Below are 23,463 nucleotides of genomic sequence, written 5' to 3' on the forward strand. Positions count from 1 at the left end.
CTCCTACGTTTTCGACGCCCGCCGAGCGAGGCCACTTTGGACAAGATCCTGATACGTGGGGCCCGTACCCACAACCTGAAGAACATCGACCTGACCCTGCCACGGGACAAGCTGATCGTCATCACCGGCCTGTCCGGATCCGGCAAGTCGTCCCTGGCCTTCGACACACTGTACGCCGAAGGTCAGCGCCGCTATGTCGAATCGCTGTCGGCCTACGCCCGCCAGTTCCTGTCGATGATGGAAAAACCCGACGTCGACACCATCGAAGGCCTGTCGCCGGCGATCTCCATCGAACAGAAGTCGACCTCGCACAACCCGCGCTCCACGGTCGGCACCATCACTGAAATCTACGACTACCTGCGTTTGCTTTATGCGCGCGTGGGTACGCCGCGCTGCCCCGATCACGACATTCCGCTGGAAGCGCAGACCGTCAGCCAGATGGTCGACCTGGTGCTGGCGCAACCGGAAGGCAGCAAACTGATGCTACTGGCGCCGGTGATCCGCGAGCGTAAAGGTGAACACCTGTCGGTCTTCGAAGAGCTGCGCGCCCAAGGTTTCGTCCGCGCCAGGGTCAACGGCCGGATCTGCGAACTCGACGAGCTGCCGAAACTGGATAAACAGAAGAAGCACTCGATCGATGTGATCGTCGACCGCTTCAAAGTGCGCGCCGACCTGCAACAGCGTTTGGCGGAGTCCTTCGAAACCGCGCTGAAGCTGGCTGACGGTATCGCCCTGGTCGCGCCGATGGACGATGAGCCGGGCGAAGAAATGATCTTCTCCGCCCGCTTCGCTTGCCCGATCTGCGGGCATGCAATCAGCGAACTCGAACCCAAACTGTTCTCCTTCAACAACCCGGCCGGCGCCTGCCCGACGTGCGATGGTCTGGGGGTAAAGCAGTTCTTCGACATCAAGCGATTGGTCAACGGTGAGCTGACGCTGGCCGAAGGTGCGATTCGCGGCTGGGACCGGCGTAACGTCTATTACTTCCAGATGCTCGGCTCACTGGCCTCGCACTACGGCTTCAGCCTGGAAGTGCCGTTCAACGATCTGCCGGCCGATCAGCAGAAATCCATCCTGCACGGCAGCGGCTCGCAGAACGTCGACTTCAAATACCTCAACGACCGCGGCGATATCGTCAAACGTTCGCATCCGTTCGAAGGCATCGTGCCCAACCTCGAGCGTCGCTACCGCGAGACCGAGTCGGCGAGCGTGCGTGAAGAGTTGGCCAAGTTCCTCAGCACTCAGTCGTGCCCGGACTGCCGTGGCACGCGCCTGCGTCGCGAAGCGCGCCACGTGTGGGTTGGCGAGAAGACATTGCCGGCAGTGACCAATCTGCCGATCGGCGATGCTTGCGAATACTTCGGCCAACTGAAGATGACCGGCCGCCGTGGCGAGATCGCGGACAAGATTCTCAAGGAAATCCGTGAGCGTCTGCAGTTCCTCGTCAACGTCGGTCTCGATTATCTGTCGCTGGATCGCAGCGCTGACACCCTTTCCGGTGGTGAAGCACAACGTATTCGTCTGGCCAGCCAGATCGGCGCAGGCCTGGTGGGTGTTTTGTACATCCTCGACGAACCGTCCATTGGCTTGCACCAGCGTGACAATGATCGACTGCTCGGCACTCTCAAGCACCTGCGCGACATCGGTAACACGGTAATCGTGGTCGAGCACGACGAAGATGCGATTCGCTTGGCTGACTATGTCGTCGATATCGGCCCCGGCGCTGGCGTACACGGTGGGCAGATCGTTGCCGAAGGTACGCCGGCTGAAGTCATGGCGCATCCAGATTCCCTGACCGGTAAATACCTGTCGGGCCGGGTGAAGATTGAAGTGCCGGCCAAACGTACGCCACGTAACAAGAAGCTCAATCTGTCGCTGAAAGGCGCGCGCGGCAACAACCTGCGTAATGTCGACCTCGACATCCCGATTGGCTTGCTGACGTGCGTCACCGGCGTGTCCGGCTCGGGCAAATCGACGCTGATCAACAACACGCTGTTCCCGCTGAGCGCCACGGCGCTCAATGGTGCGACCACGCTGGAAGCGGCTGCGCACGACAGTATCAAAGGCCTGGAGCATCTCGACAAAGTCGTCGATATCGACCAGAGCCCGATTGGCCGAACGCCGCGCTCCAACCCAGCAACGTACACGGGGCTGTTCACGCCGATCCGTGAACTGTTCGCCGGCGTGCCCGAGTCGCGCTCCCGTGGTTACGGCCCGGGACGTTTCTCGTTCAACGTCAAGGGCGGTCGTTGCGAAGCATGCCAGGGTGATGGCCTGATCAAGGTGGAAATGCACTTTCTGCCGGACATCTACGTACCGTGCGACGTGTGCAAGAGCAAGCGTTACAACCGCGAAACCCTTGAAATCAAATACAAGGGCAAGAGCATCCACGAAACCCTCGAAATGACCATCGAGGAAGCCCGGGAGTTCTTCGACGCGGTGCCGGCACTGGCGCGCAAGCTGCAAACGTTGATGGATGTCGGCCTGTCGTACATCAAGCTCGGACAGTCGGCGACCACGTTATCCGGCGGCGAGGCACAGCGGGTCAAGCTGTCTCGCGAGCTGTCCAAGCGCGACACTGGCAAGACCCTGTATATCCTCGATGAGCCGACTACCGGTTTGCACTTCGCAGATATTCAGCAGTTGCTCGACGTCCTGCATCGCCTGCGCGACCACGGCAATACGGTGGTGGTGATCGAACACAACCTCGACGTGATCAAGACGGCCGACTGGCTGGTCGATCTCGGACCCGAGGGTGGTTCCAAAGGTGGGCAGATCATTGCCACCGGTACACCGGAAGAAGTGGCCGAGATGAAGCAATCTCATACTGGTCATTACCTCAAACCACTGCTGATCCGCGATCGGGCGTAAACGCCAGACATGAAAAAGCCCCTGTCACTTCATCAGTGACAGGGGCTTTTTTGTATCGATTGCAATCAGGAAGTATGAGATTGCAGGTAGTTCTCAAGGCCGATCAGCTTGATCAGGCCCAGCTGCTTTTCCAGCCAGTAGGTGTGATCTTCTTCGGTGTCATTGAGCTGAACCCGCAGGATCTCGCGGCTGACATAGTCTTTGTGCTGCTCGCACAACTCGATGCCTTTGCACAGGGCAGCGCGGACCTTGTACTCAAGACGCAGATCGGCTTCGAGCATCTCCGGCACCGTGGTGCCAACGTCCAAGTCATCCGGACGCATGCGCGGCGTACCTTCGAGCATCAGAATGCGGCGCATCAACGCATCAGCGTGACCTGCTTCTTCTTCCATCTCGTGATTGATTCGCTCGTAGAGCTTGGTGAACCCCCAGTCCTCATACATCCGCGAATGAACGAAATATTGGTCACGCGCGGCCAGTTCGCCGGTCAGCAACGTGTTGAGGTAATCGATAACGTCTGGGTGGCCTTGCATCGCCCTACATCTCCCTACTTGAAAGTCTGTAGTTTGAACCAAGCTGACCGGAAGGTCACCCGATTAGCGCAATAAAAGCGAAGATATTCTTAGAAAAGCAGCCTAAATAACGCAAAAACCGCCCAAATGAGGGCGGTTCTGCTTCTCGTTTAGACTTCGTTAAGCTGTACGTTGAGCAGCGTTGCGATTGCTTCTCCATACGCCGGATCGGCTTTGTAGAAATGCTGCAACTGACGATCAACGACGTCACTGGAAACACCCGACATCGCGCCAGCGATGTTGCTGACCAGCAATGCTTTCTGCTCATCGCTCATCAGACGGAACAGCGCACCGGCGTGGCTGTAGTAATCAGTGTCTTCGCGGTGATCGTAGCGATCAGCGGCACCGCTCAAGGCCAGCGCCGGTTCTGCGTAACGCGGAGCTTGTTTCGGTGCTTCGGTGTAGCTGTTCGGCTCGTAGTTAGGTGCTGCACCACCGTTACTGCCGAATGCCATCGAGCCGTCACGCTGGTAAGTGTTAACCGGGCTGCGTGGAGCATTCACCGGCAGTTGCTGGTGGTTGGTACCGACACGGTAGCGGTGCGCGTCGGCGTAAGCGAATACACGACCTTGCAGCATGCGATCTGGCGACAGACCAACACCCGGCACCATGTTGCTTGGGCCAAACGCCGCTTGCTCGACTTCAGCGAAGTAGTTCTGCGGGTTGCGATTCAGTTCCAGCTCACCGACTTCGATCAGCGGGAACTCTTTCTGCGACCAGGTTTTGGTCACGTCGAATGGGTTCTCGTAATGCGCCGCTGCTTGAGCTTCGGTCATGATCTGGATGCACACACGCCATTTCGGGAAGTCACCGCGCTCGATGGCTTCAAACAAATCACGCTGCGCGTAATCTGGATCAGTGCCTGCCAAGCGCGCTGCATCGGCCGGCGCCAGGTTCTTGATGCCTTGCTTGGTCTTGTAGTGCCATTTTACCCAGTGACGCTCGCCTTCAGCGCTGATCAGGCTGTAGGTGTGGCTGCCGAAGCCGTGCATGTGACGGTAGCCGTCCGGGATGCCTCGATCGGAGAACAGAATGGTGACCTGGTGCAGCGCTTCAGGCGAATGCGACCAGAAGTCCCACATCATCTGCGCGCTTTTGAGATTGCTTTGCGGCAGACGTTTTTGCGTATGGATAAAGTCAGGAAATTTCAGTGGATCGCGAATGAAGAACACTGGCGTGTTGTTGCCAACGATGTCCCAGTTGCCTTCTTCGGTGTAGAACTTCAGCGCGAAGCCGCGTGGGTCACGCTCGGTATCCGCCGAACCACGTTCGCCGCCCACTGTGGAGAAGCGCAGGAAAGTCGGAGTTTGCTTGCCGACGGATTCGAACAGCTTGGCGCTGGTGTATTCAGTGATATCACGAGTGACGGTGAACGTGCCATAAGCACCCGAGCCCTTCGCATGTACGCGGCGTTCAGGGATGTTTTCACGGTTGAAGTGCGCGAGCTTCTCGATCAGGTGGAAATCGTCGAGCAGCAAAGGGCCACGCGGGCCGGCGGAGCGGGAATTCTGGTTATCGGCGACAGGTGCGCCACTGGCGGTCGTAAGCGTTTTGATCTGGCTCATACGGTCTTCTTCCTCTGTCAGTCTTGAAACTGCCGGCTAATCGGCTTGCTGGGAAGTATTGATCATCCATGTGACAGCCACAAATTCATTAACTTGCAGGCATCGATAGATAATTACTAATCATGTATCCCGGCACATAGTGACAACAGAACAGTGTCAGAAGCTTGTACGAACGACGCATTTTTCTGCGGACACAAAAAACCGGGCGCTAGGCCCGGTTCTTCGTTTCAGACTGACGTCTTACTCGGCGGATACAGCTTCGCCAGCAGTAGCACGATCAACCAACTCGACGTACGCCATAGGCGCGTTGTCGCCAGTGCGGAAACCGCACTTGAGGATGCGCAGGTAGCCACCCTCACGGGTAGCGTAACGCTTGCCCAGGTCGTTGAAGAGCTTACCAACGATAGCTTTCGAACGAGTACGGTCGAAAGCCAGACGGCGGTTAGCCAGGCTGTCTGTCTTGGCCAGAGTGATCAGCGGCTCAGCAACGCGGCGCAGTTCTTTGGCTTTTGGCAGAGTAGTTTTGATCAGCTCGTGCTCGAACAGCGACACCGCCATGTTTTGAAACATGGCCTTGCGGTGCGAGCTGGTGCGGCTCAGGTGACGACCACTTTTACGATGACGCATGGTTCATTCCTTACCAAACACTACGTTCGGTGATTACGACGATCAGGCAGTCGCCTTGTCGTCCTTCTTAAGACTTGCAGGCGGCCAGTTGTCGAGGCGCATGCCGAGGGACAGACCGCGGGAGGCCAGAACGTCCTTGATTTCAGTCAAGGATTTCTTGCCCAGGTTCGGAGTCTTCAACAGCTCCACTTCGGTGCGCTGAATCAGGTCACCGATGTAGTAGATGTTTTCCGCCTTAAGGCAGTTAGCCGAACGTACAGTCAGTTCCAGATCGTCAACCGGGCGAAGCAGGATCGGATCGATCTCGTCTTCCTGCTCGACAACCACTGGCTCACTGTCACCTTTGAGGTCGACGAACGCAGCCAACTGCTGTTGCAGAATGGTTGCAGCGCGGCGGATAGCCTCTTCAGGATCCAGAGTACCGTTGGTTTCCAGATCAATAACCAGCTTGTCCAGGTTAGTACGCTGTTCGACACGGGCGTTTTCCACCACGTATGCGATACGGCGAACCGGGCTGAACGAAGAGTCGAGCTGCAAGCGACCGATGCTGCGGCTTTCGTCTTCATCGCTCTGACGCGAGTCTGCTGGTTCATAACCACGACCACGAGCTACGGTGAGCTTCATGTTCAGGGCGCCGTTAGACGCCAGGTTAGCGATTACGTGATCGGGATTAACGATCTCGACATCATGATCCAGCTGAATATCGGCAGCGGTAACCACCCCCGAACCCTTCTTCGACAAGGTCAGCGTAACTTCGTCACGACCGTGCAGCTTGATGGCCAGACCTTTAAGGTTCAACAGGATTTCAATTACGTCTTCCTGTACACCTTCGATGGCGCTGTACTCGTGGAGCACACCGTCAATCTCGGCCTCGACTACTGCGCAGCCGGGCATTGAGGACAACAGGATGCGTCGCAGCGCGTTGCCCAGGGTGTGGCCAAAACCACGCTCGAGAGGCTCGAGAGTGATCTTGGCGCGGGTTGGACTGACAACCTGCACATCAATATGGCGGGGTGTCAGGAACTCATTTACCGAAATCTGCATGGATGCACCTATTTTCTAGCCCTTACTTGGAGTAGAGCTCGACAATCAGGCTTTCGTTGATGTCGGCGGACAGATCACTGCGAGCAGGAACGTTCTTGAAAACGCCCGACTTCTTCTCAGTGTCTACTTCTACCCATTCTACGCGGCCACGTTGGGCACACAGATCGAGAGCTTGGACAATGCGAAGTTGGTTTTTTGCTTTCTCGCGAACTGCAACCACGTCACCAGCACGAACCTGATACGACGGAACGTTTACGGTCTGACCGTTAACGCTGATCGACTTGTGCGATACCAGTTGACGGGATTCGGCACGAGTCGAACCAAAGCCCATACGGTATACAACGTTGTCCAGACGGCATTCGAGCAGTTGCAGCAGGTTTTCACCGGTTGCACCTTTCTTGCCAGCAGCTTCTTTGTAGTAGCCGCTGAACTGACGCTCGAGAACGCCGTAGATACGACGGACCTTCTGCTTTTCACGCAGTTGGGTGCCGTAGTCGGACTGGCGACCGCGGCGTTGGCCGTGGATACCAGGTGCTGCTTCAATGTTGCACTTCGATTCGATCGCGCGCACGCCGCTCTTCAGGAAGAGATCGGTGCCTTCGCGACGAGCGAGTTTGCATTTTGGACCAATGTAACGAGCCATTCTTTACAATCTCCTGGATTACACGCGGCGCTTCTTCGGCGGACGGCACCCGTTGTGCGGGATTGGCGTCACGTCGGTGATGCTGGCGATCTTGTAGCCACAGCCGTTCAAAGCGCGGACTGCGGATTCACGACCTGGACCTGGACCTTTGACGTTGACGTCGAGGTTTTTCAGGCCATATTCCAGCGCAGCTTGACCAGCACGTTCAGCAGCTACTTGAGCAGCAAACGGGGTGGACTTGCGGGAACCGCGGAAACCCGAACCACCAGAGGTAGCCCAAGAAAGCGCGTTACCTTGACGGTCGGTGATGGTCACGATTGTGTTGTTAAAAGAAGCATGGATGTGGGCGATGCCATCAACCACTGTCTTTTTAACTTTTTTACGAGGACGAGCAGCAGGTTTTGCCATGATTAATTTCCTGTCGATTCGCGTGGGCGATTACTTGCGGATCGGCTTACGCGGACCTTTACGGGTACGCGCGTTAGTCTTGGTACGCTGACCGCGTACTGGAAGACCACGACGATGACGCAGACCACGGTAGCAACCGAGGTCCATCAAACGCTTGATTTTCATGTTGATTTCGCGACGCAGGTCACCTTCAGTGGTGAACTTCGCCACTTCGCCACGCAATTGCTCAATCTGCTCGTCGCTCAGATCTTTGATCTTTGCGGCTGGGTTTACCCCAGTCTCTGCGCAAATTTTCTGCGCAGTAGTGCGACCAACACCATAGATGTAGGTCAGCGAGATAACAGTGTGCTTGTTATCTGGAATGTTAACGCCTGCAATACGGGCCATTCAGTGGGACTCCAATTGACAGCTACCTACGCCCCGGAAGCCAAGAAATAGGGCGCGAGATAATATCGCTGTAATAACAAATAATCAACCCGGCAGCGCACTAGCTGCCGGGCTTCAAGCGGATCACACTCAGCCTTGGCGCTGTTTGTGACGCGGTTCCGCGCTGCAAATTACTCGAACAACACCTTCGCGGCGAATAATCTTGCAGTTACGGCACAGCTTTTTCACCGATGCACGAACTTTCATCACCAACTCCTCGAACCTTATGGGTACTCAGCGCAACATGCCGCTGCCGTAACCCTTCAGGTTGGCTTTCTTCATCAGGGATTCGTACTGGTGCGAAACGAGGTGCGATTGTACTTGGGACATGAAGTCCATCACAACCACGACCACGATCAGCAACGAGGTCCCGCCAAGGTAGAACGGAACGTTTGCTGCAACCACCAGGAACTGGGGCAACAGGCACACGGCCGTCATGTAAAGAGCACCGAACATGGTCAAGCGGGTCAGAACGCCATCAATGTAGCGCGCAGACTGCTCACCTGGACGGATGCCCGGAATAAAGGCACCGGACTTCTTCAGGTTTTCCGCTACGTCTTTCGGATTGAACATCAACGCCGTATAGAAGAAGCAGAAGAAAATAATCCCTGCACTAAACAGCAGAATATTCAACGGCTGACCAGGAGCGATCGACTGCGAGATGTCCTGCAACCAGCCCATACCTTCAGACTGACCAAACCAGGCACCCAGCGAAGCCGGGAACAGCAAAATGCTGCTCGCGAAAATAGCCGGAATAACACCGGCCATGTTCACCTTCAGCGGCAAGTGGCTTGTCTGCGCAGCAAAAACCTTGCGGCCCTGCTGACGCTTGGCGTAGTGAACAGCGATACGACGCTGACCACGCTCAATGAACACCACAAAACCGATAATCGCTACTGCCAGCAAACCGATGGCAACCAAGGCGAAGATGTTGATATCACCCTGACGCGCAGACTCGAAAGACTGCCCGATTGCTCTCGGAAGACCGGCGACGATACCCGAAAAAATCAACATCGAGATACCGTTACCTACACCACGCTCAGTAATCTGCTCACCCAGCCACATCATGAACATCGCACCAGCCACAAAAGTGGATACCGCGACGAAATGGAAGCCAAAGTCACCAGTGAACGCAACGCCCTGCCCCGCCAGACCAATGGACATGCCAATAGCCTGAACGAGAGCGAGGACGACGGTGCCGTAGCGGGTGTACTGGCTGATCTTGCGACGGCCAGCTTCACCTTCCTTCTTCAACTGCTCCAGCTGCGGGCTGACGGCGGTCATCAGTTGCATGATGATCGATGCCGAAATGTACGGCATGATCCCCAGTGCAAAGATGCTCATCCGTTCCAGCGCGCCGCCGGAGAACATGTTGAACAAGCTAAGAATGGTCCCCTCATTCTGTCGAAACAGGTCTGCGAGTCGGTCCGGGTTGATACCTGGAACCGGGATGTGTGCGCCTATTCGGTAGACGATAATCGCCAGGAACAGAAAACGCAGACGAGCCCAGAGTTCAGACATACCGCCTTTGCCGAGCGCAGAGAGAGCACCTTGCTTAGCCATTTATTCCTCGAACTTGCCGCCAGCTGCTTCGATAGCCGCACGCGCACCTTTGGTGGCGCCGATTCCCTTGCCGATAGTGACAGCGCGAGTCACTTCACCGGACAGCATGATTTTCACACGCTGTACGTTGACGTTGATCACGTTGGCATCTTTCAGGGACTGCACGGTGACGATGTCGCCTTCCACTTTAGCCAACTCGGACAAACGCACTTCTGCGCGATCCATGGCTTTCAGGGAAACGAAACCGAACTTCGGCAGGCGACGATGCAGCGGCTGTTGACCGCCTTCAAAGCCTGGAGCGATGGTGCCACCGGAGCGGGAGGTCTGACCTTTGTGACCACGGCCACCAGTCTTACCCAAACCGCTACCGATACCACGGCCCGGACGATGCTTTTCGCGACGGGAACCCGGCGCTGGACTCAGATCATTGAGTTTCATCGATTAACCCTCGACACGCAGCATGTAGTAAGCCTTGTTGATCATCCCGCGATTCTCGGGAGTATCCTGGACTTCTACAGTGTGACCGATGCGACGCAGACCCAGACCCTTAACGCACAGTTTGTGGTTAGGGATGCGGCCGGTCATGCTTTTGATCAGCGTTACTTTAACGGTAGCCATGATCAGAAGATCTCCTTGACGCTTTTGCCACGCTTGGCGGCAATGGATTCAGGAGACTGCATAGCTTTCAAACCTTTGAAAGTGGCGTGAACCACGTTTACCGGGTTAGTCGAGCCGTAGCACTTGGCCAGAACGTTCTGAACACCAGCAACCTCGAGGACAGCACGCATAGCGCCGCCAGCGATGATACCGGTACCTTCAGAAGCAGGCTGCATGTACACCTTCGAAGCGCCGTGAGCGGACTTCATTGCGTACTGCAGAGTGGTGCCGTTCAGATCAACTTGGATCATGTTGCGGCGAGCAGCTTCCATTGCCTTCTGGATCGCAGCAGGCACTTCACGCGACTTGCCACGGCCGAAGCCAACACGCCCTTTACCATCACCAACCACGGTCAACGCGGTGAAAGTGAAGATACGGCCGCCTTTAACGGTTTTGGCTACGCGGTTAACTTGAACCAGCTTCTCAATGTAGCCTTCGTCGCGCTTTTGGTCGTTATTTGACATAACTTAGAACTCCAGCCCAGCTTCACGAGCAGCATCAGCCAGCGCTTTAACGCGGCCGTGGTACTTGAAGCCAGAGCGGTCGAAAGCCACTTGCGAGACGCCAGCGGCCTTAGCACGCGTAGCGACCAGCTGGCCAACCTTTGTGGCCGCGTCGATGTTGCCAGTGGCGCCATCACGCAGTTCTTTATCCAAAGTCGAGGCGCTTGCCAGGACTTTGTTGCCGTCGGCCGAGATGACCTGGGCGTAGATGTGCTGCGACGAGCGGAACACGCAGAGACGCACGACTTCGAGTTCGTGCATTTTCAGGCGTGCTTTGCGAGCGCGACGCAGTCGAGTAACTTTTTTGTCGGTCATTTGCTATGCCCTACTTCTTCTTGGCTTCTTTACGACGGACGACTTCGTCCGCGTAGCGCACACCTTTGCCTTTGTACGGCTCTGGTGGACGGAAGTCGCGGATCTCAGCGGCCACTTGACCTACCAGCTGCTTATCGATGCCCTTGATCAGGATATCGGTCTGGCTAGGAGTCTCAGCGGTGATGCCTTCCGGCAGTTCGTAATCCACTGGGTGCGAGAAGCCAAGGGCCAGGTTCAAAACCGTGCCTTTTGCTTGCGCCTTGTAACCAACACCGACCAGCTGGAGCTTGCGCTCGAAGCCTTGGCTTACGCCTTGGACCATGTTGTTTACCAACGCACGCGTGGTACCGGCCATTGCGCGAGTTTGTTGATCGCCATTGCGAGCAGCGAAACGCAGCTCACCAGCTTCTTCAACGATCTCAACGGACGAATGGATGTTCAGTTCAAGAGTACCCTTGGCACCCTTCACCGAAAGCTGTTGGCCTGCGAATTTTACTTCGACACCGGCTGGCAGCTTAACGGGGTTCTTAGCGACGCGAGACATGCTTATCCCCCCTTAGAACACAGTGCAAAGAACTTCGCCGCCGACACCGGCAGCGCGCGCAGCACGATCCGTCATCACACCTTTGTTGGTGGAGACGATAGACACGCCAAGACCGCCACGAACTTTCGGCAGATCTTCAACGGACTTGTACTGACGCAGGCCTGGACGACTAACGCGCTTCACTTCTTCGATAACCGGACGGCCTTCGAAGTACTTCAGCTCGATGGACAACGACGGCTTAGCGTCGGTGGTGATCTGAAAATCCGCGATGTAACCTTCGTCCTTCAGGACTTTTGCTACAGCCACCTTCAGCGTGGAAGACGGCATGCTTACGACAGACTTTTCAGCCATCTGGGCATTACGGATTCGAGTTAGCATGTCCGCTAACGGGTCCTGCATACTCATGGGCTAGACGCTCCTAATACAGAAAAATTAGCCTTGCGGCTACTACTTGTCGCCGAGAACTTCCGGGCATGAAAAACACGGGCTCAGGCGAGCCGGTCATTCTAGACACACCCCAGAAATGAATCAAGCCCCAAAAGGGGCTTGATTCAGATTCAAGGCCACCGATGGTCAGGTTCTTGCGAACCCGAACATCGAGACTTTGACAACAATTACCAGCTGGCTTTAACCAGACCTGGTACGTCACCACGCATTGCAGCTTCACGCAGCTTGTTACGGCCGAGGCCGAACTTGCGGTAAACGCCGTGCGGACGACCAGTCAGGCGGCAACGGTTACGCATGCGCGCAGCGCTTGCGTCACGTGGTTGCTTCTGCAGAGCTACGGTAGCTTCCCAACGCGCTTCTGGACTTGCGTTCAGATCGACGATGATAGCTTTCAGCGCTGCACGCTTGGTGGCGTACTTGGCAACAGTGAGCTGACGCTTCAGCTCACGGTTCTTCATGCTCTTCTTGGCCATTTTCCTACTCCAATCAGTTGCGGAACGGGAATTTGAAAGCACGCAGCAGAGCGCGGCCTTCATCATCGTTCTTGGCAGTGGTGGTCAGGGTAATGTCCAGACCGCGGAGAGCATCGATCTTGTCGTAGTCGATTTCCGGGAAAATGATCTGCTCTTTTACGCCCATACTGTAGTTACCACGACCATCAAAGGACTTGGCATTCAGGCCGCGGAAGTCGCGAACCCGAGGCAGGGAGATCGACAGCAGACGATCCAGGAACTCATACATACGCTCACGGCGCAGGGTCACCTTGACGCCGATCGGCCATCCTTCACGGACTTTAAAGCCAGCGATGGATTTACGAGCGTAGGTCACAACGACTTTTTGGCCGGTGATCTTTTCCAGGTCAGCAACAGCATGCTCGATGACTTTCTTGTCACCAACAGCTTCGCCCAGACCCATGTTCAGGGTGATTTTTGTAACGCGTGGAACTTCCATCACGTTCGAAAGCTTAAGTTCTTCCTTAAGCTTCGGTGCGATTTCCTTCCAGTAAATCTCTTTTAGTCGTGCCATGGTCTTCTACCTAGCAGTGTTCAAGCATCAACCGCTTTTTGGGTCGACTTGAAGACACGAATTTTCTTGCCGTCTTCTACTTTGAAACCAACGCGGTCAGCCTTGTTGGTTTCGCCGTTGAAAATGGCGACGTTAGAAGCGTCCAGTGGAGCTTCTTTTTCGACGATACCGCCTTGCACGCCCGACATCGGGTTAGGCTTGGTATGACGCTTAACCAGGTTCAGACCACCAATAACCAGACGGTTATTAGCAAGAACCTTAAGCACCTTACCGCGCTTACCTTTGTCTTTGCCGGCGATCACGATGATCTCGTCGTCACGACGAATCTTTTGCATGTCGGATCTCCTTACAGCACTTCTGGGGCGAGCGAGACGATCTTCATGAACTTCTCAGTACGAAGTTCACGGGTCACTGGCCCAAAGATACGGGTGCCGATCGGCTCTTGCTTGTTGTTCAGAAGAACAGCAGCGTTGCCATCAAAGCGGATAATGGAGCCATCAGCACGACGTACGCCGTGACGAGTGCGGACTACAACAGCAGTCATCACTTGGCCTTTTTTCACTTTACCGCGAGGAATTGCTTCCTTCACGGTAACTTTGATGATGTCACCGATACCAGCGTAACGACGATGGGAGCCACCCAGCACCTTGATGCACATAACGCGGCGAGCGCCGCTGTTATCGGCCACATCGAGCATGGATTGAGTCTGAATCATATAATTTCTCCGACCCCTAGTCCTTAGACTTCCACAGCGCGTTCGAGAACATCAACCAGCGCCCAAGACTTGGTCTTGGCCAAAGGACGAGTTTCACGAATAGTGACTTTGTCGCCGATGTGGCACTGATTGGTTTCGTCGTGCGCGTGCAGCTTAGTCGAACGCTTAACGTATTTACCGTAGATCGGGTGCTTAACGCGACGCTCGATCAGTACGGTGATGGTTTTGTCCATCTTGTCGCTGACAACACGGCCAGTCAGCGTACGGACAGTTTTTTCGGCTTCAGCCATGATTACTTACCTGCCTGCTGGTTGAGCACAGTCTTCACGCGAGCGATGTCACGCTTAACTTGCGAGAGCAGATGAGACTGCCCCAACTGGCCAGTTGCTTTCTGCATACGCAGATTGAACTGGTCGCGCAGCAAGCCGAGCAGTTGCTCGTTCAGCTGCTGTGCGGATTTTTCACGAAGTTCATTCGCTTTCATCACATCACCGTCCGTTTAACAAAGGCGGTGGCGAGCGGCAGCTTTGCAGCAGCCAGGGCAAAAGCCTCACGCGCCAGCTCTTCAGAAACACCCTCGATTTCATACAGGACTTTGCCTGGCTGAATCTGGGCAACCCAGTACTCCACACTACCCTTACCTTTACCCATCCGAACTTCGAGTGGCTTCTTGGAAATAGGCTTGTCCGGGAATACACGGATCCAGATCTTGCCGCCACGTTTAACGTGACGGGTCAGAGCACGACGCGCTGACTCGATCTGACGAGCGGTGAGACGACCACGAGCTACAGACTTCAGCGCGAACTCGCCGAAGCTGACTTTGCTACCGCGCTGAGCCAGACCACGGTTGTGGCCTGTCATCTGCTTGCGGAACTTCGTACGCTTAGGTTGCAACATTTGGCGTACCCCTTACTTAGCAGCTTTTTTACGAGGCGCTGGTGCTTGTGGTTTCAGCTCTTCTTGGCGACCACCAATTACTTCGCCTTTGAAGATCCAAACCTTTACACCGATCACACCATAAGTGGTGTGAGCTTCGTAGTTGGCATAGTCGATGTCGGCACGCAGGGTGTGCAATGGCACACGACCTTCGCGATACCATTCAGTACGTGCGATTTCAGCACCGCCGAGACGACCGCTCACTTGGATTTTGATGCCTTTGGCACCAATGCGCATGGCGTTCTGAACGGCGCGCTTCATAGCGCGACGGAACATTACACGACGCTCCAGCTGCTGAGCTACGCTCTGCGCAACCAGCATACCGTCGAGTTCCGGCTTGCGGATCTCTTCGATATTGATGTGCACAGGCACACCCATTTGCTTGGTCAGGTCCTGACGCAGTTTCTCAACATCTTCACCTTTCTTCCCGATAACGATACCTGGGCGAGCGGTGTGGATGGTGATACGTGCAGTTTGGGCCGGACGATGGATATCGATACGGCTTACGGACGCGCTTTTTAGTTTGTCTTGGAGATACTCACGCACTTTCAGATCTGCGAACAAATAGTCCGCATAAGTCCGACCGTCTGCGTACCAGACGGAGGTGTGCTCCTTGACGATTCCCAGGCGAATGCCAATGGGATGTACTTTCTGACCCATCTCTTCGACTCCGTTACTTGTCAGCAACCTTGACAGTGATATGGCAAGACCGCTTGACGATGCGATCAGCACGGCCTTTGGCACGTGGCATGATGCGCTTCAGCGAACGCCCTTCGTTGACGAAAACGGTGCTGACCTTCAGGTCATCAACGTCTGCGCCTTCGTTATGCTCGGCGTTGGCTACGGCCGACTCCAGCACTTTCTTCATGATCTCGGCGGCTTTCTTACTGCTGAAAGCCAACAAGTTGAGCGCTTCGCCCACCTTCTTCCCGCGGATCTGGTCGGCGACCAAGCGGGCTTTCTGGGCGGAGATTCGAGCGCCCGACAACTTAGCGGCTACTTCCATTTCCTAACCCCTTAACGCTTGGCTTTCTTGTCAGCCACGTGCCCACGATAAGTGCGGGTACCGGCGAACTCGCCCAGTTTATGGCCGACCATGTCTTCGTTCACGAGAACTGGGACGTGCTGACGACCGTTATGTACGGCGATGGTCAGACCGACCATCTGTGGCAGGATCATCGAACGACGCGACCAAGTCTTAATTGGTTTGCGATCGTTCTTTTCCGCCGCCACTTCGATCTTCTTCAGTAGGTGAAGATCAATAAAAGGACCTTTTTTCAGAGAACGTGGCACTGTCGTATCCCTCTATTTACTTGCGACGACGGACGATCATTTTGTCGGTACGCTTATTACCACGAGTCTTCGCGCCCTTAGTCGGGAAGCCCCATGGCGATACCGGATGACGACCACCAGAGGTACGACCTTCACCACCACCATGTGGGTGGTCAACCGGGTTCATGGCAACACCACGAACGGTTGGGCGAACGCCACGCCAGCGTTTGGCACCAGCTTTACCCAGCGAACGCAGGCTATGCTCGGAGTTCGAGACTTCGCCCAGGGTCGCACGGCATTCAGCCAGGACTTTACGCATTTCACCGGAACGCAGACGCAGGGTAACGTACACACCTTCACGAGCGATCAGCTGAGCCGAAGCACCAGCGGAACGAGCGATCTGTGCGCCTTTACCTGGCTTCAGTTCGATGCCGTGTACAGTAGAACCCACTGGAATGTTGCGCAGTTGCAGAGCGTTGCCTGGCTTGATTGGAGCCAGAGCGCCTGCGATCAGCTGGTCGCCAGCACTCACGCCTTTAGGGGCGATGATGTAGCGGCGCTCGCCGTCTGCGTAGCAGAGCAGTGCGATGTGAGCAGTACGGTTTGGATCGTATTCGATACGCTCGACAGTGGCGACGATGCCATCTTTGTCGTTGCGACGGAAATCGACCATACGATAATGCTGCTTATGACCACCACCGATGTGACGCGTGGTAATACGGCCATTGTTGTTACGACCACCAGTCTTCGATTTTTTCTCGAGCAGCGGTGCGTGAGGAGCGCCTTTATGCAGCTCCTGGTTGACCACCTTGACCACAAAACGGCGGCCAGGGGAAGTCGGTTTGCATTTAACGATTGCCATGATGCACCCCTTCCTTACTCAGCACTGCTGCTGAAATCGAGATCTTGGCCTGGCTGAAGGGAGATAACTGCCTTCTTCCAGTCATTACGCTTGCCCAGACCGCGAGCAGTGCGCTTGCTCTTACCCAGAACGTTCAGGGTAGTGACGCGCTCTACTTTCACGCTGAACAGGCTTTCGACGGCCTTCTTGATTTCCAGCTTGGTTGCATCAGTAGCAACCTTGAAAACGAACTGGCCTTTCTTGTCTGCCAGAACCGTAGCCTTCTCGGAAACGTGCGGGCCAAGCAGAACTTTAAATACGCGTTCCTGGTTCATCCCAGCAGCTCCTCGAATTTCTTCACGGCCGACACGGTGATCAACACCTTGTCGTATGCGATCAGACTAACTGGATCGGAACCTTGAACGTCACGTACATCTACGTGCGGCAGGTTACGAGCAGCCAGGTACAGGTTCTGATCAACAGCGTCCGACACGATCAAAACGTCGGTCAGGCTCATGTTGTTCAGCTTGCCCAGCAGGTCTTTGGTTTTCGGAGTTTCAACAGCGAAATCCTGAACCACGACCAGACGATCAGTACGCACCAGCTCAGCAAGGATGGAACGCATTGCTGCGCGATACATCTTCTTGTTCAGCTTCTGGGAGTGATCCTGTGGACGAGCTGCGAAAGTGGTACCGCCGCCACGCCAGATTGGGCTACGGATAGTACCGGCACGAGCACGGCCAGTACCTTTCTGACGCCATGGGCGCTTGCCGCCACCACGAACGTCGGAACGGGTCTTTTGCTGCTTGGTACCTTGACGGCCGCCGGCCATGTAGGCCACGACTGCTTGGTGAACCAGCGTCTCATTGAACTCGCCGCCAAACGTCAGTTCGGAAACTTCGATCGATTGAGCGTCATTTACATTTAATTGCATGTCAGCTTCCCCTTAACCGCGAGCCTTGGCTGCTGGACGTACAACCAGGTTGCCGCCAGTAGCGCCAGGAACAGCACCCTTGACCAACAACAGATTGCGTTCAGCGTCCACGCGCACTACTTCCAGGGACTGCACGGTCACGCGCTCAGCGCCCATATGACCGGACATTTTTTTGCCCTTGAATACACGACCAGGAGTCTGGCACTGGCCGATAGAGCCTGGGACGCGGTGGGATACGGAGTTACCGTGGGTGTTATCTTGCCCGCGGAAATTCCAACGCTTGATCGTACCCTGGAAGCCTTTACCCTTGGACTGACCGGTTACATCAACCAGTTGACCAGCGGCGAAGATTTCAGCGTTGATCAGATCGCCAGCCTGGTACTCGCCTTCTTCAAGACGGAATTCCATGGTGGTGCGACCAGCGGCAACGTTCGCCTTGGCGAAGTGGCCAGCCTGAGCTGCTGTTACACGCGAAGCACGACGCTCGCCGACAGTGACTTGCACTGCACGATAGCCATCGGTCTCTTCAGTTTTGAACTGGGTGACGCGATTCGGTTCGATCTCAATGACCGTGACCGGAATGGAGACACCTTCTTCGGTGAAAATACGGGTCATACCGCATTTACGACCGACTACACCAATAGTCATGTTGTAAACCTCATGAGTGTACGGGGCTTTCACCCGCTATGGCCGCCCATTTCAGAGCGTTACACGACTAAGACCGAGTCTTAGCCGAGGCTGATCTGCACTTCCACACCGGCCGCAAGATCAAGCTTCATAAGTGCATCAACGGTTTTATCCGTTGGCTGGACGATGTCCAGAACGCGCTTATGAGTGCGGATTTCGTACTGGTCGCGCGCGTCTTTGTTGACGTGCGGAGAAACCAGAACGGTAAACCGCTCTTTACGGGTAGGCAGTGGAATTGGACCACGCACTTGAGCACCAGTACGTTTCGCGGTTTCCACGATTTCCTGGGTTGATTGGTCGATCAGGCGATGGTCAAAAGCCTTCAACCTGATACGGATTTGCTGATTTTGCATTGGATTTCAGACTCCGGCTGCTATTCCCACCGAGCGCAATACGCCCGTTAAAAGGAGGCGCAATTCTATAGACGCCCCAGATAGGTGTCAACCCAATAAAAAAGCCCCCGCTGAGCGGGGGCTTTTTCACATCATCAAGCAATCTCTATAAAAGAGAATTACGCGATGATTTTGGCTACGACACCAGCGCCGACGGTACGACCGCCTTCACGGATAGCGAAACGCAGACCATCTTCCATTGCGATGGTTTTGATCAGGGTAACAGTCATCTGAATGTTGTCACCTGGCATTACCATTTCAACGCCTTCTGGCAGCTCGCAGTTACCAGTCACGTCAGTAGTACGGAAGTAGAACTGTGGACGGTAGCCTTTGAAGAACGGAGTATGACGGCCGCCTTCTTCCTTGCTCAGAACGTAAACTTCTGCGGTGAAAGTGGTGTGCGGCTTAACCGAACCTGGCTTAACCAGAACCTGACCACGCTCAACGTCGTCACGCTTGGTGCCACGCAGCAGAACGCCGCAGTTCTCGCCAGCACGACCTTCGTCGAGCAGCTTGCGGAACATTTCAACACCGGTGCAAGTAGTAACGGTGGTGTCACGCAGACCAACGATTTCCAGCGGATCTTGAACGCGAACGATACCGCGCTCGATACGACCGGTCACAACAGTACCGCGACCCGAGATCGAGAATACGTCTTCGATTGGCATCAGGAACGGCTTGTCGGTTACACGCACTGGTTCTGGGATGTAGCTGTCCAGAGTTTCAACCAGTTTCTTGACGGCAGTGGTGCCCATCTCGTTGTCGTCTTTGCCTTCCAGAGCCATACGAGCCGAACCGATGATGATCGGAGTATCGTCGCCTGGGAAGTCATAGGTGGACAGCAGGTCGCGAACTTCCATCTCAACCAGTTCCAGCAGCTCAGCGTCGTCTACCAGGTCAGCCTTGTTCAGGAAAACCACGATGTACGGAACGCCAACCTGACGGGACAGCAGGATGTGCTCACGGGTTTGTGGCATCGGACCATCAGCGGCCGAGCAAACCAGAATAGCGCCGTCCATTTGAGCAGCACCGGTGATCATGTTCTTCACATAGTCAGCGTGACCTGGGCAGTCAACGTGAGCGTAGTGACGGATCTTCGAGTTGTACTCAACGTGTGCGGTGTTGATGGTGATACCGCGAGCCTTCTCTTCCGGTGCGCTGTCGATCTTGTCGAAGTCAACGATTGCGGAACCGAAAACTTCGGAGCAAACGCGAGTCAGAGCAGCAGTCAGAGTGGTTTTACCGTGGTCAACGTGACCGATGGTGCCAACGTTGACGTGCGGTAGGGAACGATCAAATTTTTCTTTAGCCACGACAATTAACTCCTAGCCTAAAGGGGCTGAATCAGCCTTGTTTTTTGGTTACGGATTCGACGATGTGCGACGGAGCCGTATCGTATTTTTTGAATTCCATAGAGTAGCTTGCGCGACCCTGGGACATGGAACGAACGTCGGTCGCATAACCGAACATCTCACCCAGTGGAACCTCGGCACGGATAACCTTGCCGGACACTGTGTCTTCCATACCCTGGATCATGCCGCGACGACGGTTAAGGTCGCCCATCACATCACCCATATAGTCTTCAGGCGTAACAACCTCTACAGCCATGATCGGCTCAAGCAACTCACCACCGCCCTTCTGGGCCAGTTGCTTGGTCGCCATGGAGGCAGCCACTTTAAACGCCATCTCGTTGGAGTCGACGTCGTGGTAAGAACCATCGAACACGGTAGCCTTCAGGCCGATCAGCGGATAGCCGGCAACAACGCCGTTCTTCATCTGCTCTTCGATACCTTTCTGGATAGCCGGGATGTATTCCTTAGGAACCACACCACCTACAACTTCGTTCACGAATTGCAGACCTTCCTGACCTTCGTCAGCAGGAGCAAAACGAATCCAGCAGTGACCAAACTGGCCGCGACCACCGGATTGACGAACGAACTTGCCTTCGATTTCACAGTTCTTCGTGATGCGCTCACGATACGAAACCTGAGGCTTGCCGATGTTGGCTTCGACGTTGAACTCACGGCGCATCCGGTCAACCAGGATGTCCAGGTGCAGCTCGCCCATGCCGGAGATGATCGTTTGACCAGTCTCTTCATCAGTTTTAACGCGGAAAGACGGGTCTTCCTGAGCAAGTTTGCCCAGAGCGATACCCATTTTTTCCTGGTCATCCTTGGTCTTAGGCTCTACGGCAACCGAAATAACCGGCTCCGGGAAGTCCATGCGAACCAGAATGATTGGCTTGTCAGCGTTGCAGAGGGTTTCACCAGTGGTGACGTCCTTCATGCCGATCAGGGCCGCGATGTCACCAGCGCGCACTTCCTTGATCTCTTCACGGGCGTTTGCGTGCATTTGCACCATACGACCCACGCGCTCTTTTTTGCCTTTAACCGAGTTGATCACGCCGTCGCCGGAGTTCAACACGCCCGAGTAAACGCGGACGAAGGTCAAGGTACCCACGAATGGGTCGGTAGCGATCTTGAACGCCAGAGCCGAGAACGGCTCCGCATCGTCTGCATGACGCTCCAGCTCGATTTCCTCGTTATCCGGGTCAGTACCCTTGATAGCAGGAATGTCGGTTGGCGCAGGCAGGAAGTCGATAACGGCGTCGAGAACCAGGGGAACACCCTTGTTCTTGAACGAAGAACCGCAAACAGCCAGTACGATTTCGCCGGCGATAGTACGCTGACGCAAAGCAGCTTTGATCTCTACGATCGACAGCTCTTCGCCTTCCAGGTACTTGTTCATCAGCTCTTCGTTGGCTTCGGCAGCAGCCTCAACCATGTTGTTGCGCCACTCTTCAGCCAGCTCTTGCAGCTCAGCAGGAATGTCCTTGCGAACAGGGACCATACCTTTGTCAGAGTCGTTCCAGTAGACAGCTTGCATGTTGATCAGATCGATCTGACCCTGGAAGTTGTCTTCGGAACCGATAGCCAACTGGATTGGCACCGGAGTGTGACCCAGACGCTGCTTGATCTGACCGATCACGCGCAGGAAGTTGGCGCCAGCACGGTCCATCTTGTTTACGTAAACAAGACGTGGAACACCGTACTTGTTGGCTTGACGCCATACGGTTTCCGACTGAGGCTCAACACCCGAAGTACCGCAGAACACAACGACAGCGCCGTCGAGTACGCGCAGGGAGCGTTCAACTTCAATAGTGAAGTCAACGTGGCCCGGGGTATCGATTACGTTAAAGCGATGCTCGTCTTTGTACTGCTTCTCGGAACCTTTCCAGAAGGCGGTAATAGCAGCAGAAGTAATGGTAATACCACGCTCCTGCTCCTGAACCATCCAGTCTGTGGTCGCGGCGCCGTCATGCACCTCGCCCATTTTGTGACTTTTGCCGGTGTAAAAAAGGACGCGCTCAGTGGTGGTGGTTTTACCAGCATCCACGTGAGCGACGATACCGATGTTACGGTAGCGGCTAATCGGAGTAGTACGAGCCATAAAGCCCTCGCAAAATTAGTGAAGCTAAAATTAGAAGCGGTAGTGCGAGAAAGCTTTGTTAGCTTCAGCCATACGGTGCACGTCTTCACGCTTCTTAACAGCAGCACCTTTACCTTCAGCAGCATCCAGCAGTTCGCCAGCCAAACGCAGAGCCATAGACTTCTCGCCACGCTTACGGGCGAAGTCTACCAACCAGCGCATTGCCAGAGCGTTACGACGGGAAGGACGAACCTCGACCGGAACCTGGTAAGTAGCACCACCAACGCGGCGCGACTTCACTTCGACCAGCGGAGCGATGGCGTCGAGTGCTTTTTCGAAGAGTTCCAGGGGATCGGTGCCAGCCTTACGGGTCGCAACGGTTTCCAGGGCACCATAAACGATACGCTCGGCAACGGCTTTCTTGCCGCTTTCCATAACGTGGTTCATGAATTTGGCGAGGATCTGGCTTCCGTATTTCGGATCGTCCAGAATCTCACGCTTTGCTGCTACGCGACGTCTTGGCATGATAAGCCCTCAAGCGGTCTTCAGGTTAGCTCGGGACAGATCCAATGGATGCGTGCCCGACCTTACTCTTATCGACTCAATAAAATGAAAATCTGCAAAACGGCCGATTACTTCGGACGCTTGGTACCGTACTTCGAACGACCCTGGTTACGACCTTTAACGCCGGAAGTATCCAAGGAGCCGCGAACGGTGTGGTAACGAACACCTGGCAAGTCTTTTACACGACCGCCGCGGATCAGTACCACGCTGTGCTCTTGCAGGTTGTGACCTTCACCACCGATGTACGAGGAAACCTCGAAACCGTTGGTCAGGCGCACACGGCATACTTTACGCAGTGCCGAGTTAGGTTTTTTCGGCGTAGTGGTGTACACACGGGTGCACACGCCACGACGTTGCGGGCAGTTCTGCAGCGCAGGTACGTCGGATTTCTCGACGATACGCTTACGCGGCTGACGTACCAGCTGGTTGATAGTTGCCATCTACTAGCTCCACTGTTGTCTTGCGACGCTATTGTCTTGCAA

35 protein-coding genes are annotated in these 23,463 nt (G+C 55.2%); 1 reads left to right on the forward strand and 34 read right to left on the reverse strand.

All coding sequences use genetic code 11. The annotated features are described in order from the left end of the window. The first annotated feature begins 36 nt into the window (after positions 1-36). Complete coding sequence (uvrA, locus tag ACZZ0A_RS22290; RefSeq protein WP_007918441.1) at positions 37-2,871, forward strand: excinuclease ABC subunit UvrA; 2,835 nt, start codon at positions 37-39, stop codon at positions 2,869-2,871. A 65-nt stretch (positions 2,872-2,936) separates the two neighbouring features. On the opposite strand, the gene bfr is transcribed toward uvrA, so the two are convergent. From bfr to rpsL, 34 genes are all read right to left on the reverse strand, one after another. Beyond that, entirely contained in the window at positions 2,937-3,404 is a 468-nt protein-coding gene (bfr, locus tag ACZZ0A_RS22295) for a bacterioferritin (protein ID WP_007918444.1), read from the reverse strand. Between the two features lie 149 nt (positions 3,405-3,553). Then, on the reverse strand, positions 3,554-5,008 hold the full coding sequence (locus tag ACZZ0A_RS22300) for a catalase (protein WP_007918446.1): 1,455 nt from the start codon (positions 5,006-5,008) through the stop codon (positions 3,554-3,556). A gap of 240 nt (positions 5,009-5,248) precedes the next feature. Continuing rightward, positions 5,249-5,635, reverse strand: a complete 387-nt coding sequence (gene rplQ, locus ACZZ0A_RS22305) for a 50S ribosomal protein L17 (protein WP_007918448.1) — start codon at positions 5,633-5,635, stop codon at positions 5,249-5,251. Positions 5,636-5,677: 42 nt separating this feature from the next. After that, entirely contained in the window at positions 5,678-6,679 is a 1,002-nt protein-coding gene (locus ACZZ0A_RS22310; protein WP_003186012.1) for a DNA-directed RNA polymerase subunit alpha, read from the reverse strand. Between the two features lie 22 nt (positions 6,680-6,701). After that, complete coding sequence (gene rpsD, locus ACZZ0A_RS22315; RefSeq protein ID WP_003176404.1) at positions 6,702-7,322, reverse strand: 30S ribosomal protein S4; 621 nt, start codon at positions 7,320-7,322, stop codon at positions 6,702-6,704. Positions 7,323-7,340: 18 nt separating this feature from the next. Next, on the reverse strand, positions 7,341-7,730 hold the full coding sequence (rpsK, locus tag ACZZ0A_RS22320) for a 30S ribosomal protein S11 (protein WP_002555466.1): 390 nt from the start codon (positions 7,728-7,730) through the stop codon (positions 7,341-7,343). A gap of 30 nt (positions 7,731-7,760) precedes the next feature. Then, the gene (gene rpsM / locus ACZZ0A_RS22325; protein WP_009045849.1) at positions 7,761-8,117 is read right to left on the reverse strand and encodes a 30S ribosomal protein S13; all 357 of its coding nucleotides are present in this window, start codon (positions 8,115-8,117) and stop codon (positions 7,761-7,763) included. A 129-nt stretch (positions 8,118-8,246) separates the two neighbouring features. After that, positions 8,247-8,363: a 50S ribosomal protein L36 gene (gene rpmJ, locus ACZZ0A_RS22330; RefSeq protein WP_002555468.1), complete on the reverse strand. Its 117-nt coding sequence runs from the start codon at positions 8,361-8,363 to the stop codon at positions 8,247-8,249. 27 nt (positions 8,364-8,390) lie between these two features. Next, a complete protein-coding gene (secY, locus tag ACZZ0A_RS22335; RefSeq protein ID WP_003228718.1) occupies positions 8,391-9,719 on the reverse strand; it encodes a preprotein translocase subunit SecY in 1,329 nt (442 codons plus the stop codon). After that, entirely contained in the window at positions 9,720-10,157 is a 438-nt protein-coding gene (gene rplO, locus ACZZ0A_RS22340; protein ID WP_003228720.1) for a 50S ribosomal protein L15, read from the reverse strand. It abuts the gene before it with no gap. A gap of 3 nt (positions 10,158-10,160) precedes the next feature. After that, positions 10,161-10,337 (reverse strand): 50S ribosomal protein L30, encoded by a 177-nt coding sequence (gene rpmD, locus ACZZ0A_RS22345; protein ID WP_003176408.1) that lies wholly within the window; start codon positions 10,335-10,337, stop codon positions 10,161-10,163. Between the two features lie 2 nt (positions 10,338-10,339). Next, entirely contained in the window at positions 10,340-10,840 is a 501-nt protein-coding gene (gene rpsE, locus ACZZ0A_RS22350; RefSeq protein ID WP_003186035.1) for a 30S ribosomal protein S5, read from the reverse strand. Between the two features lie 3 nt (positions 10,841-10,843). Beyond that, the gene (rplR, locus tag ACZZ0A_RS22355) at positions 10,844-11,194 is read right to left on the reverse strand and encodes a 50S ribosomal protein L18 (protein ID WP_003186037.1); all 351 of its coding nucleotides are present in this window, start codon (positions 11,192-11,194) and stop codon (positions 10,844-10,846) included. Positions 11,195-11,204: 10 nt separating this feature from the next. Next, complete coding sequence (rplF, locus tag ACZZ0A_RS22360; protein WP_003176412.1) at positions 11,205-11,738, reverse strand: 50S ribosomal protein L6; 534 nt, start codon at positions 11,736-11,738, stop codon at positions 11,205-11,207. A 12-nt stretch (positions 11,739-11,750) separates the two neighbouring features. Then, positions 11,751-12,143 (reverse strand): 30S ribosomal protein S8, encoded by a 393-nt coding sequence (rpsH, locus tag ACZZ0A_RS22365; RefSeq protein WP_007918458.1) that lies wholly within the window; start codon positions 12,141-12,143, stop codon positions 11,751-11,753. 209 nt (positions 12,144-12,352) lie between these two features. Then, a complete protein-coding gene (gene rpsN, locus ACZZ0A_RS22370) occupies positions 12,353-12,658 on the reverse strand; it encodes a 30S ribosomal protein S14 (protein ID WP_007918460.1) in 306 nt (101 codons plus the stop codon). A gap of 13 nt (positions 12,659-12,671) precedes the next feature. After that, positions 12,672-13,211, reverse strand: a complete 540-nt coding sequence (gene rplE, locus ACZZ0A_RS22375) for a 50S ribosomal protein L5 (protein ID WP_003176415.1) — start codon at positions 13,209-13,211, stop codon at positions 12,672-12,674. A 20-nt stretch (positions 13,212-13,231) separates the two neighbouring features. Next, the gene (rplX, locus tag ACZZ0A_RS22380; RefSeq protein ID WP_003176416.1) at positions 13,232-13,546 is read right to left on the reverse strand and encodes a 50S ribosomal protein L24; all 315 of its coding nucleotides are present in this window, start codon (positions 13,544-13,546) and stop codon (positions 13,232-13,234) included. Between the two features lie 11 nt (positions 13,547-13,557). Continuing rightward, on the reverse strand, positions 13,558-13,926 hold the full coding sequence (rplN, locus tag ACZZ0A_RS22385; protein WP_002555479.1) for a 50S ribosomal protein L14: 369 nt from the start codon (positions 13,924-13,926) through the stop codon (positions 13,558-13,560). Between the two features lie 23 nt (positions 13,927-13,949). Then, positions 13,950-14,216: a 30S ribosomal protein S17 gene (gene rpsQ / locus ACZZ0A_RS22390; RefSeq protein ID WP_003176419.1), complete on the reverse strand. Its 267-nt coding sequence runs from the start codon at positions 14,214-14,216 to the stop codon at positions 13,950-13,952. Between the two features lie 2 nt (positions 14,217-14,218). Continuing rightward, positions 14,219-14,410, reverse strand: coding sequence for a 50S ribosomal protein L29 (gene rpmC, locus ACZZ0A_RS22395; RefSeq protein ID WP_002555481.1), 192 nt, complete (start codon positions 14,408-14,410; stop codon positions 14,219-14,221). Beyond that, complete coding sequence (gene rplP / locus ACZZ0A_RS22400; RefSeq protein WP_007896757.1) at positions 14,410-14,823, reverse strand: 50S ribosomal protein L16; 414 nt, start codon at positions 14,821-14,823, stop codon at positions 14,410-14,412. Before rplP ends, rpmC begins: the two co-directional genes overlap by 1 nt. 12 nt (positions 14,824-14,835) lie before the next feature. Continuing rightward, positions 14,836-15,522, reverse strand: a complete 687-nt coding sequence (rpsC, locus tag ACZZ0A_RS22405) for a 30S ribosomal protein S3 (RefSeq protein ID WP_003176422.1) — start codon at positions 15,520-15,522, stop codon at positions 14,836-14,838. A gap of 13 nt (positions 15,523-15,535) precedes the next feature. Continuing rightward, entirely contained in the window at positions 15,536-15,868 is a 333-nt protein-coding gene (rplV, locus tag ACZZ0A_RS22410) for a 50S ribosomal protein L22 (RefSeq protein WP_003103908.1), read from the reverse strand. Between the two features lie 11 nt (positions 15,869-15,879). After that, positions 15,880-16,155, reverse strand: a complete 276-nt coding sequence (rpsS, locus tag ACZZ0A_RS22415) for a 30S ribosomal protein S19 (protein WP_003228731.1) — start codon at positions 16,153-16,155, stop codon at positions 15,880-15,882. A gap of 16 nt (positions 16,156-16,171) precedes the next feature. Then, positions 16,172-16,996, reverse strand: coding sequence for a 50S ribosomal protein L2 (rplB, locus tag ACZZ0A_RS22420; protein ID WP_003228734.1), 825 nt, complete (start codon positions 16,994-16,996; stop codon positions 16,172-16,174). A gap of 14 nt (positions 16,997-17,010) precedes the next feature. Further along, positions 17,011-17,310 carry a 50S ribosomal protein L23 gene (rplW, locus tag ACZZ0A_RS22425; protein WP_002555488.1) on the reverse strand — a complete coding sequence of 100 codons (300 nt, stop codon included), beginning with the start codon at positions 17,308-17,310 and terminating at the stop codon, positions 17,011-17,013. Next, positions 17,307-17,909, reverse strand: coding sequence for a 50S ribosomal protein L4 (gene rplD / locus ACZZ0A_RS22430; protein WP_463543754.1), 603 nt, complete (start codon positions 17,907-17,909; stop codon positions 17,307-17,309). Before rplD ends, rplW begins: the two co-directional genes overlap by 4 nt. Positions 17,910-17,921: 12 nt before the next feature. Continuing rightward, positions 17,922-18,557: a 50S ribosomal protein L3 gene (rplC, locus tag ACZZ0A_RS22435; RefSeq protein WP_003228738.1), complete on the reverse strand. Its 636-nt coding sequence runs from the start codon at positions 18,555-18,557 to the stop codon at positions 17,922-17,924. Positions 18,558-18,637: 80 nt separating this feature from the next. Beyond that, entirely contained in the window at positions 18,638-18,949 is a 312-nt protein-coding gene (gene rpsJ / locus ACZZ0A_RS22440) for a 30S ribosomal protein S10 (protein ID WP_003186070.1), read from the reverse strand. A gap of 158 nt (positions 18,950-19,107) precedes the next feature. Then, complete coding sequence (tuf, locus tag ACZZ0A_RS22445) at positions 19,108-20,301, reverse strand: elongation factor Tu (RefSeq protein ID WP_007918472.1); 1,194 nt, start codon at positions 20,299-20,301, stop codon at positions 19,108-19,110. A 31-nt stretch (positions 20,302-20,332) separates the two neighbouring features. Then, positions 20,333-22,438, reverse strand: a complete 2,106-nt coding sequence (gene fusA / locus ACZZ0A_RS22450) for an elongation factor G (protein ID WP_007950179.1) — start codon at positions 22,436-22,438, stop codon at positions 20,333-20,335. A gap of 30 nt (positions 22,439-22,468) precedes the next feature. Next, positions 22,469-22,942, reverse strand: coding sequence for a 30S ribosomal protein S7 (rpsG, locus tag ACZZ0A_RS22455; RefSeq protein WP_007916467.1), 474 nt, complete (start codon positions 22,940-22,942; stop codon positions 22,469-22,471). 107 nt (positions 22,943-23,049) lie between these two features. Then, positions 23,050-23,421 carry a 30S ribosomal protein S12 gene (rpsL, locus tag ACZZ0A_RS22460; protein ID WP_003186084.1) on the reverse strand — a complete coding sequence of 124 codons (372 nt, stop codon included), beginning with the start codon at positions 23,419-23,421 and terminating at the stop codon, positions 23,050-23,052. Positions 23,422-23,463: the final 42 nt, after the last annotated feature.

The sequence above is a fragment of the Pseudomonas sp. AC242 genome, assembly GCF_979258655.1.

What these genes read in the sequence shown, in the direction of transcription:
- bfr (WP_007918444.1), bottom strand. Translation starts at nt 3,404, where the DNA reads ATGCAAGGCCACCCAGACGTTATCGATTACCTCAACACGTTGCTGACC.
- ACZZ0A_RS22300 (WP_007918446.1), bottom strand. Translation starts at nt 5,008, where the DNA reads ATGAGCCAGATCAAAACGCTTACGACCGCCAGTGGCGCACCTGTCGCC.
- rplQ (WP_007918448.1), bottom strand. Translation starts at nt 5,635, where the DNA reads ATGCGTCATCGTAAAAGTGGTCGTCACCTGAGCCGCACCAGCTCGCAC.
- ACZZ0A_RS22310 (WP_003186012.1), bottom strand. Translation starts at nt 6,679, where the DNA reads ATGCAGATTTCGGTAAATGAGTTCCTGACACCCCGCCATATTGATGTG.
- rpsD (WP_003176404.1), bottom strand. Translation starts at nt 7,322, where the DNA reads ATGGCTCGTTACATTGGTCCAAAATGCAAACTCGCTCGTCGCGAAGGC.
- rpsK (WP_002555466.1), bottom strand. Translation starts at nt 7,730, where the DNA reads ATGGCAAAACCTGCTGCTCGTCCTCGTAAAAAAGTTAAAAAGACAGTG.
- rpsM (WP_009045849.1), bottom strand. Translation starts at nt 8,117, where the DNA reads ATGGCCCGTATTGCAGGCGTTAACATTCCAGATAACAAGCACACTGTT.
- rpmJ (WP_002555468.1), bottom strand. Translation starts at nt 8,363, where the DNA reads ATGAAAGTTCGTGCATCGGTGAAAAAGCTGTGCCGTAACTGCAAGATT.
- secY (WP_003228718.1), bottom strand. Translation starts at nt 9,719, where the DNA reads ATGGCTAAGCAAGGTGCTCTCTCTGCGCTCGGCAAAGGCGGTATGTCT.
- rplO (WP_003228720.1), bottom strand. Translation starts at nt 10,157, where the DNA reads ATGAAACTCAATGATCTGAGTCCAGCGCCGGGTTCCCGTCGCGAAAAG.
- rpmD (WP_003176408.1), bottom strand. Translation starts at nt 10,337, where the DNA reads ATGGCTACCGTTAAAGTAACGCTGATCAAAAGCATGACCGGCCGCATC.
- rpsE (WP_003186035.1), bottom strand. Translation starts at nt 10,840, where the DNA reads ATGTCAAATAACGACCAAAAGCGCGACGAAGGCTACATTGAGAAGCTG.
- rplR (WP_003186037.1), bottom strand. Translation starts at nt 11,194, where the DNA reads ATGACCGACAAAAAAGTTACTCGACTGCGTCGCGCTCGCAAAGCACGC.
- rplF (WP_003176412.1), bottom strand. Translation starts at nt 11,738, where the DNA reads ATGTCTCGCGTCGCTAAGAACCCCGTTAAGCTGCCAGCCGGTGTCGAA.
- rpsH (WP_007918458.1), bottom strand. Translation starts at nt 12,143, where the DNA reads ATGAGTATGCAGGACCCGTTAGCGGACATGCTAACTCGAATCCGTAAT.
- rpsN (WP_007918460.1), bottom strand. Translation starts at nt 12,658, where the DNA reads ATGGCCAAGAAGAGCATGAAGAACCGTGAGCTGAAGCGTCAGCTCACT.
- rplE (WP_003176415.1), bottom strand. Translation starts at nt 13,211, where the DNA reads ATGGCACGACTAAAAGAGATTTACTGGAAGGAAATCGCACCGAAGCTT.
- rplX (WP_003176416.1), bottom strand. Translation starts at nt 13,546, where the DNA reads ATGCAAAAGATTCGTCGTGACGACGAGATCATCGTGATCGCCGGCAAA.
- rplN (WP_002555479.1), bottom strand. Translation starts at nt 13,926, where the DNA reads ATGATTCAGACTCAATCCATGCTCGATGTGGCCGATAACAGCGGCGCT.
- rpsQ (WP_003176419.1), bottom strand. Translation starts at nt 14,216, where the DNA reads ATGGCTGAAGCCGAAAAAACTGTCCGTACGCTGACTGGCCGTGTTGTC.
- rpmC (WP_002555481.1), bottom strand. Translation starts at nt 14,410, where the DNA reads ATGAAAGCGAATGAACTTCGTGAAAAATCCGCACAGCAGCTGAACGAG.
- rplP (WP_007896757.1), bottom strand. Translation starts at nt 14,823, where the DNA reads ATGTTGCAACCTAAGCGTACGAAGTTCCGCAAGCAGATGACAGGCCAC.
- rpsC (WP_003176422.1), bottom strand. Translation starts at nt 15,522, where the DNA reads ATGGGTCAGAAAGTACATCCCATTGGCATTCGCCTGGGAATCGTCAAG.
- rplV (WP_003103908.1), bottom strand. Translation starts at nt 15,868, where the DNA reads ATGGAAGTAGCCGCTAAGTTGTCGGGCGCTCGAATCTCCGCCCAGAAA.
- rplB (WP_003228734.1), bottom strand. Translation starts at nt 16,996, where the DNA reads ATGGCAATCGTTAAATGCAAACCGACTTCCCCTGGCCGCCGTTTTGTG.
- rplW (WP_002555488.1), bottom strand. Translation starts at nt 17,310, where the DNA reads ATGAACCAGGAACGCGTATTTAAAGTTCTGCTTGGCCCGCACGTTTCC.
- rplD (WP_463543754.1), bottom strand. Translation starts at nt 17,909, where the DNA reads ATGCAATTAAATGTAAATGACGCTCAATCGATCGAAGTTTCCGAACTG.
- rplC (WP_003228738.1), bottom strand. Translation starts at nt 18,557, where the DNA reads ATGACTATTGGTGTAGTCGGTCGTAAATGCGGTATGACCCGTATTTTC.
- rpsJ (WP_003186070.1), bottom strand. Translation starts at nt 18,949, where the DNA reads ATGCAAAATCAGCAAATCCGTATCAGGTTGAAGGCTTTTGACCATCGC.
- fusA (WP_007950179.1), bottom strand. Translation starts at nt 22,438, where the DNA reads ATGGCTCGTACTACTCCGATTAGCCGCTACCGTAACATCGGTATCGTC.
- rpsG (WP_007916467.1), bottom strand. Translation starts at nt 22,942, where the DNA reads ATGCCAAGACGTCGCGTAGCAGCAAAGCGTGAGATTCTGGACGATCCG.
- rpsL (WP_003186084.1), bottom strand. Translation starts at nt 23,421, where the DNA reads ATGGCAACTATCAACCAGCTGGTACGTCAGCCGCGTAAGCGTATCGTC.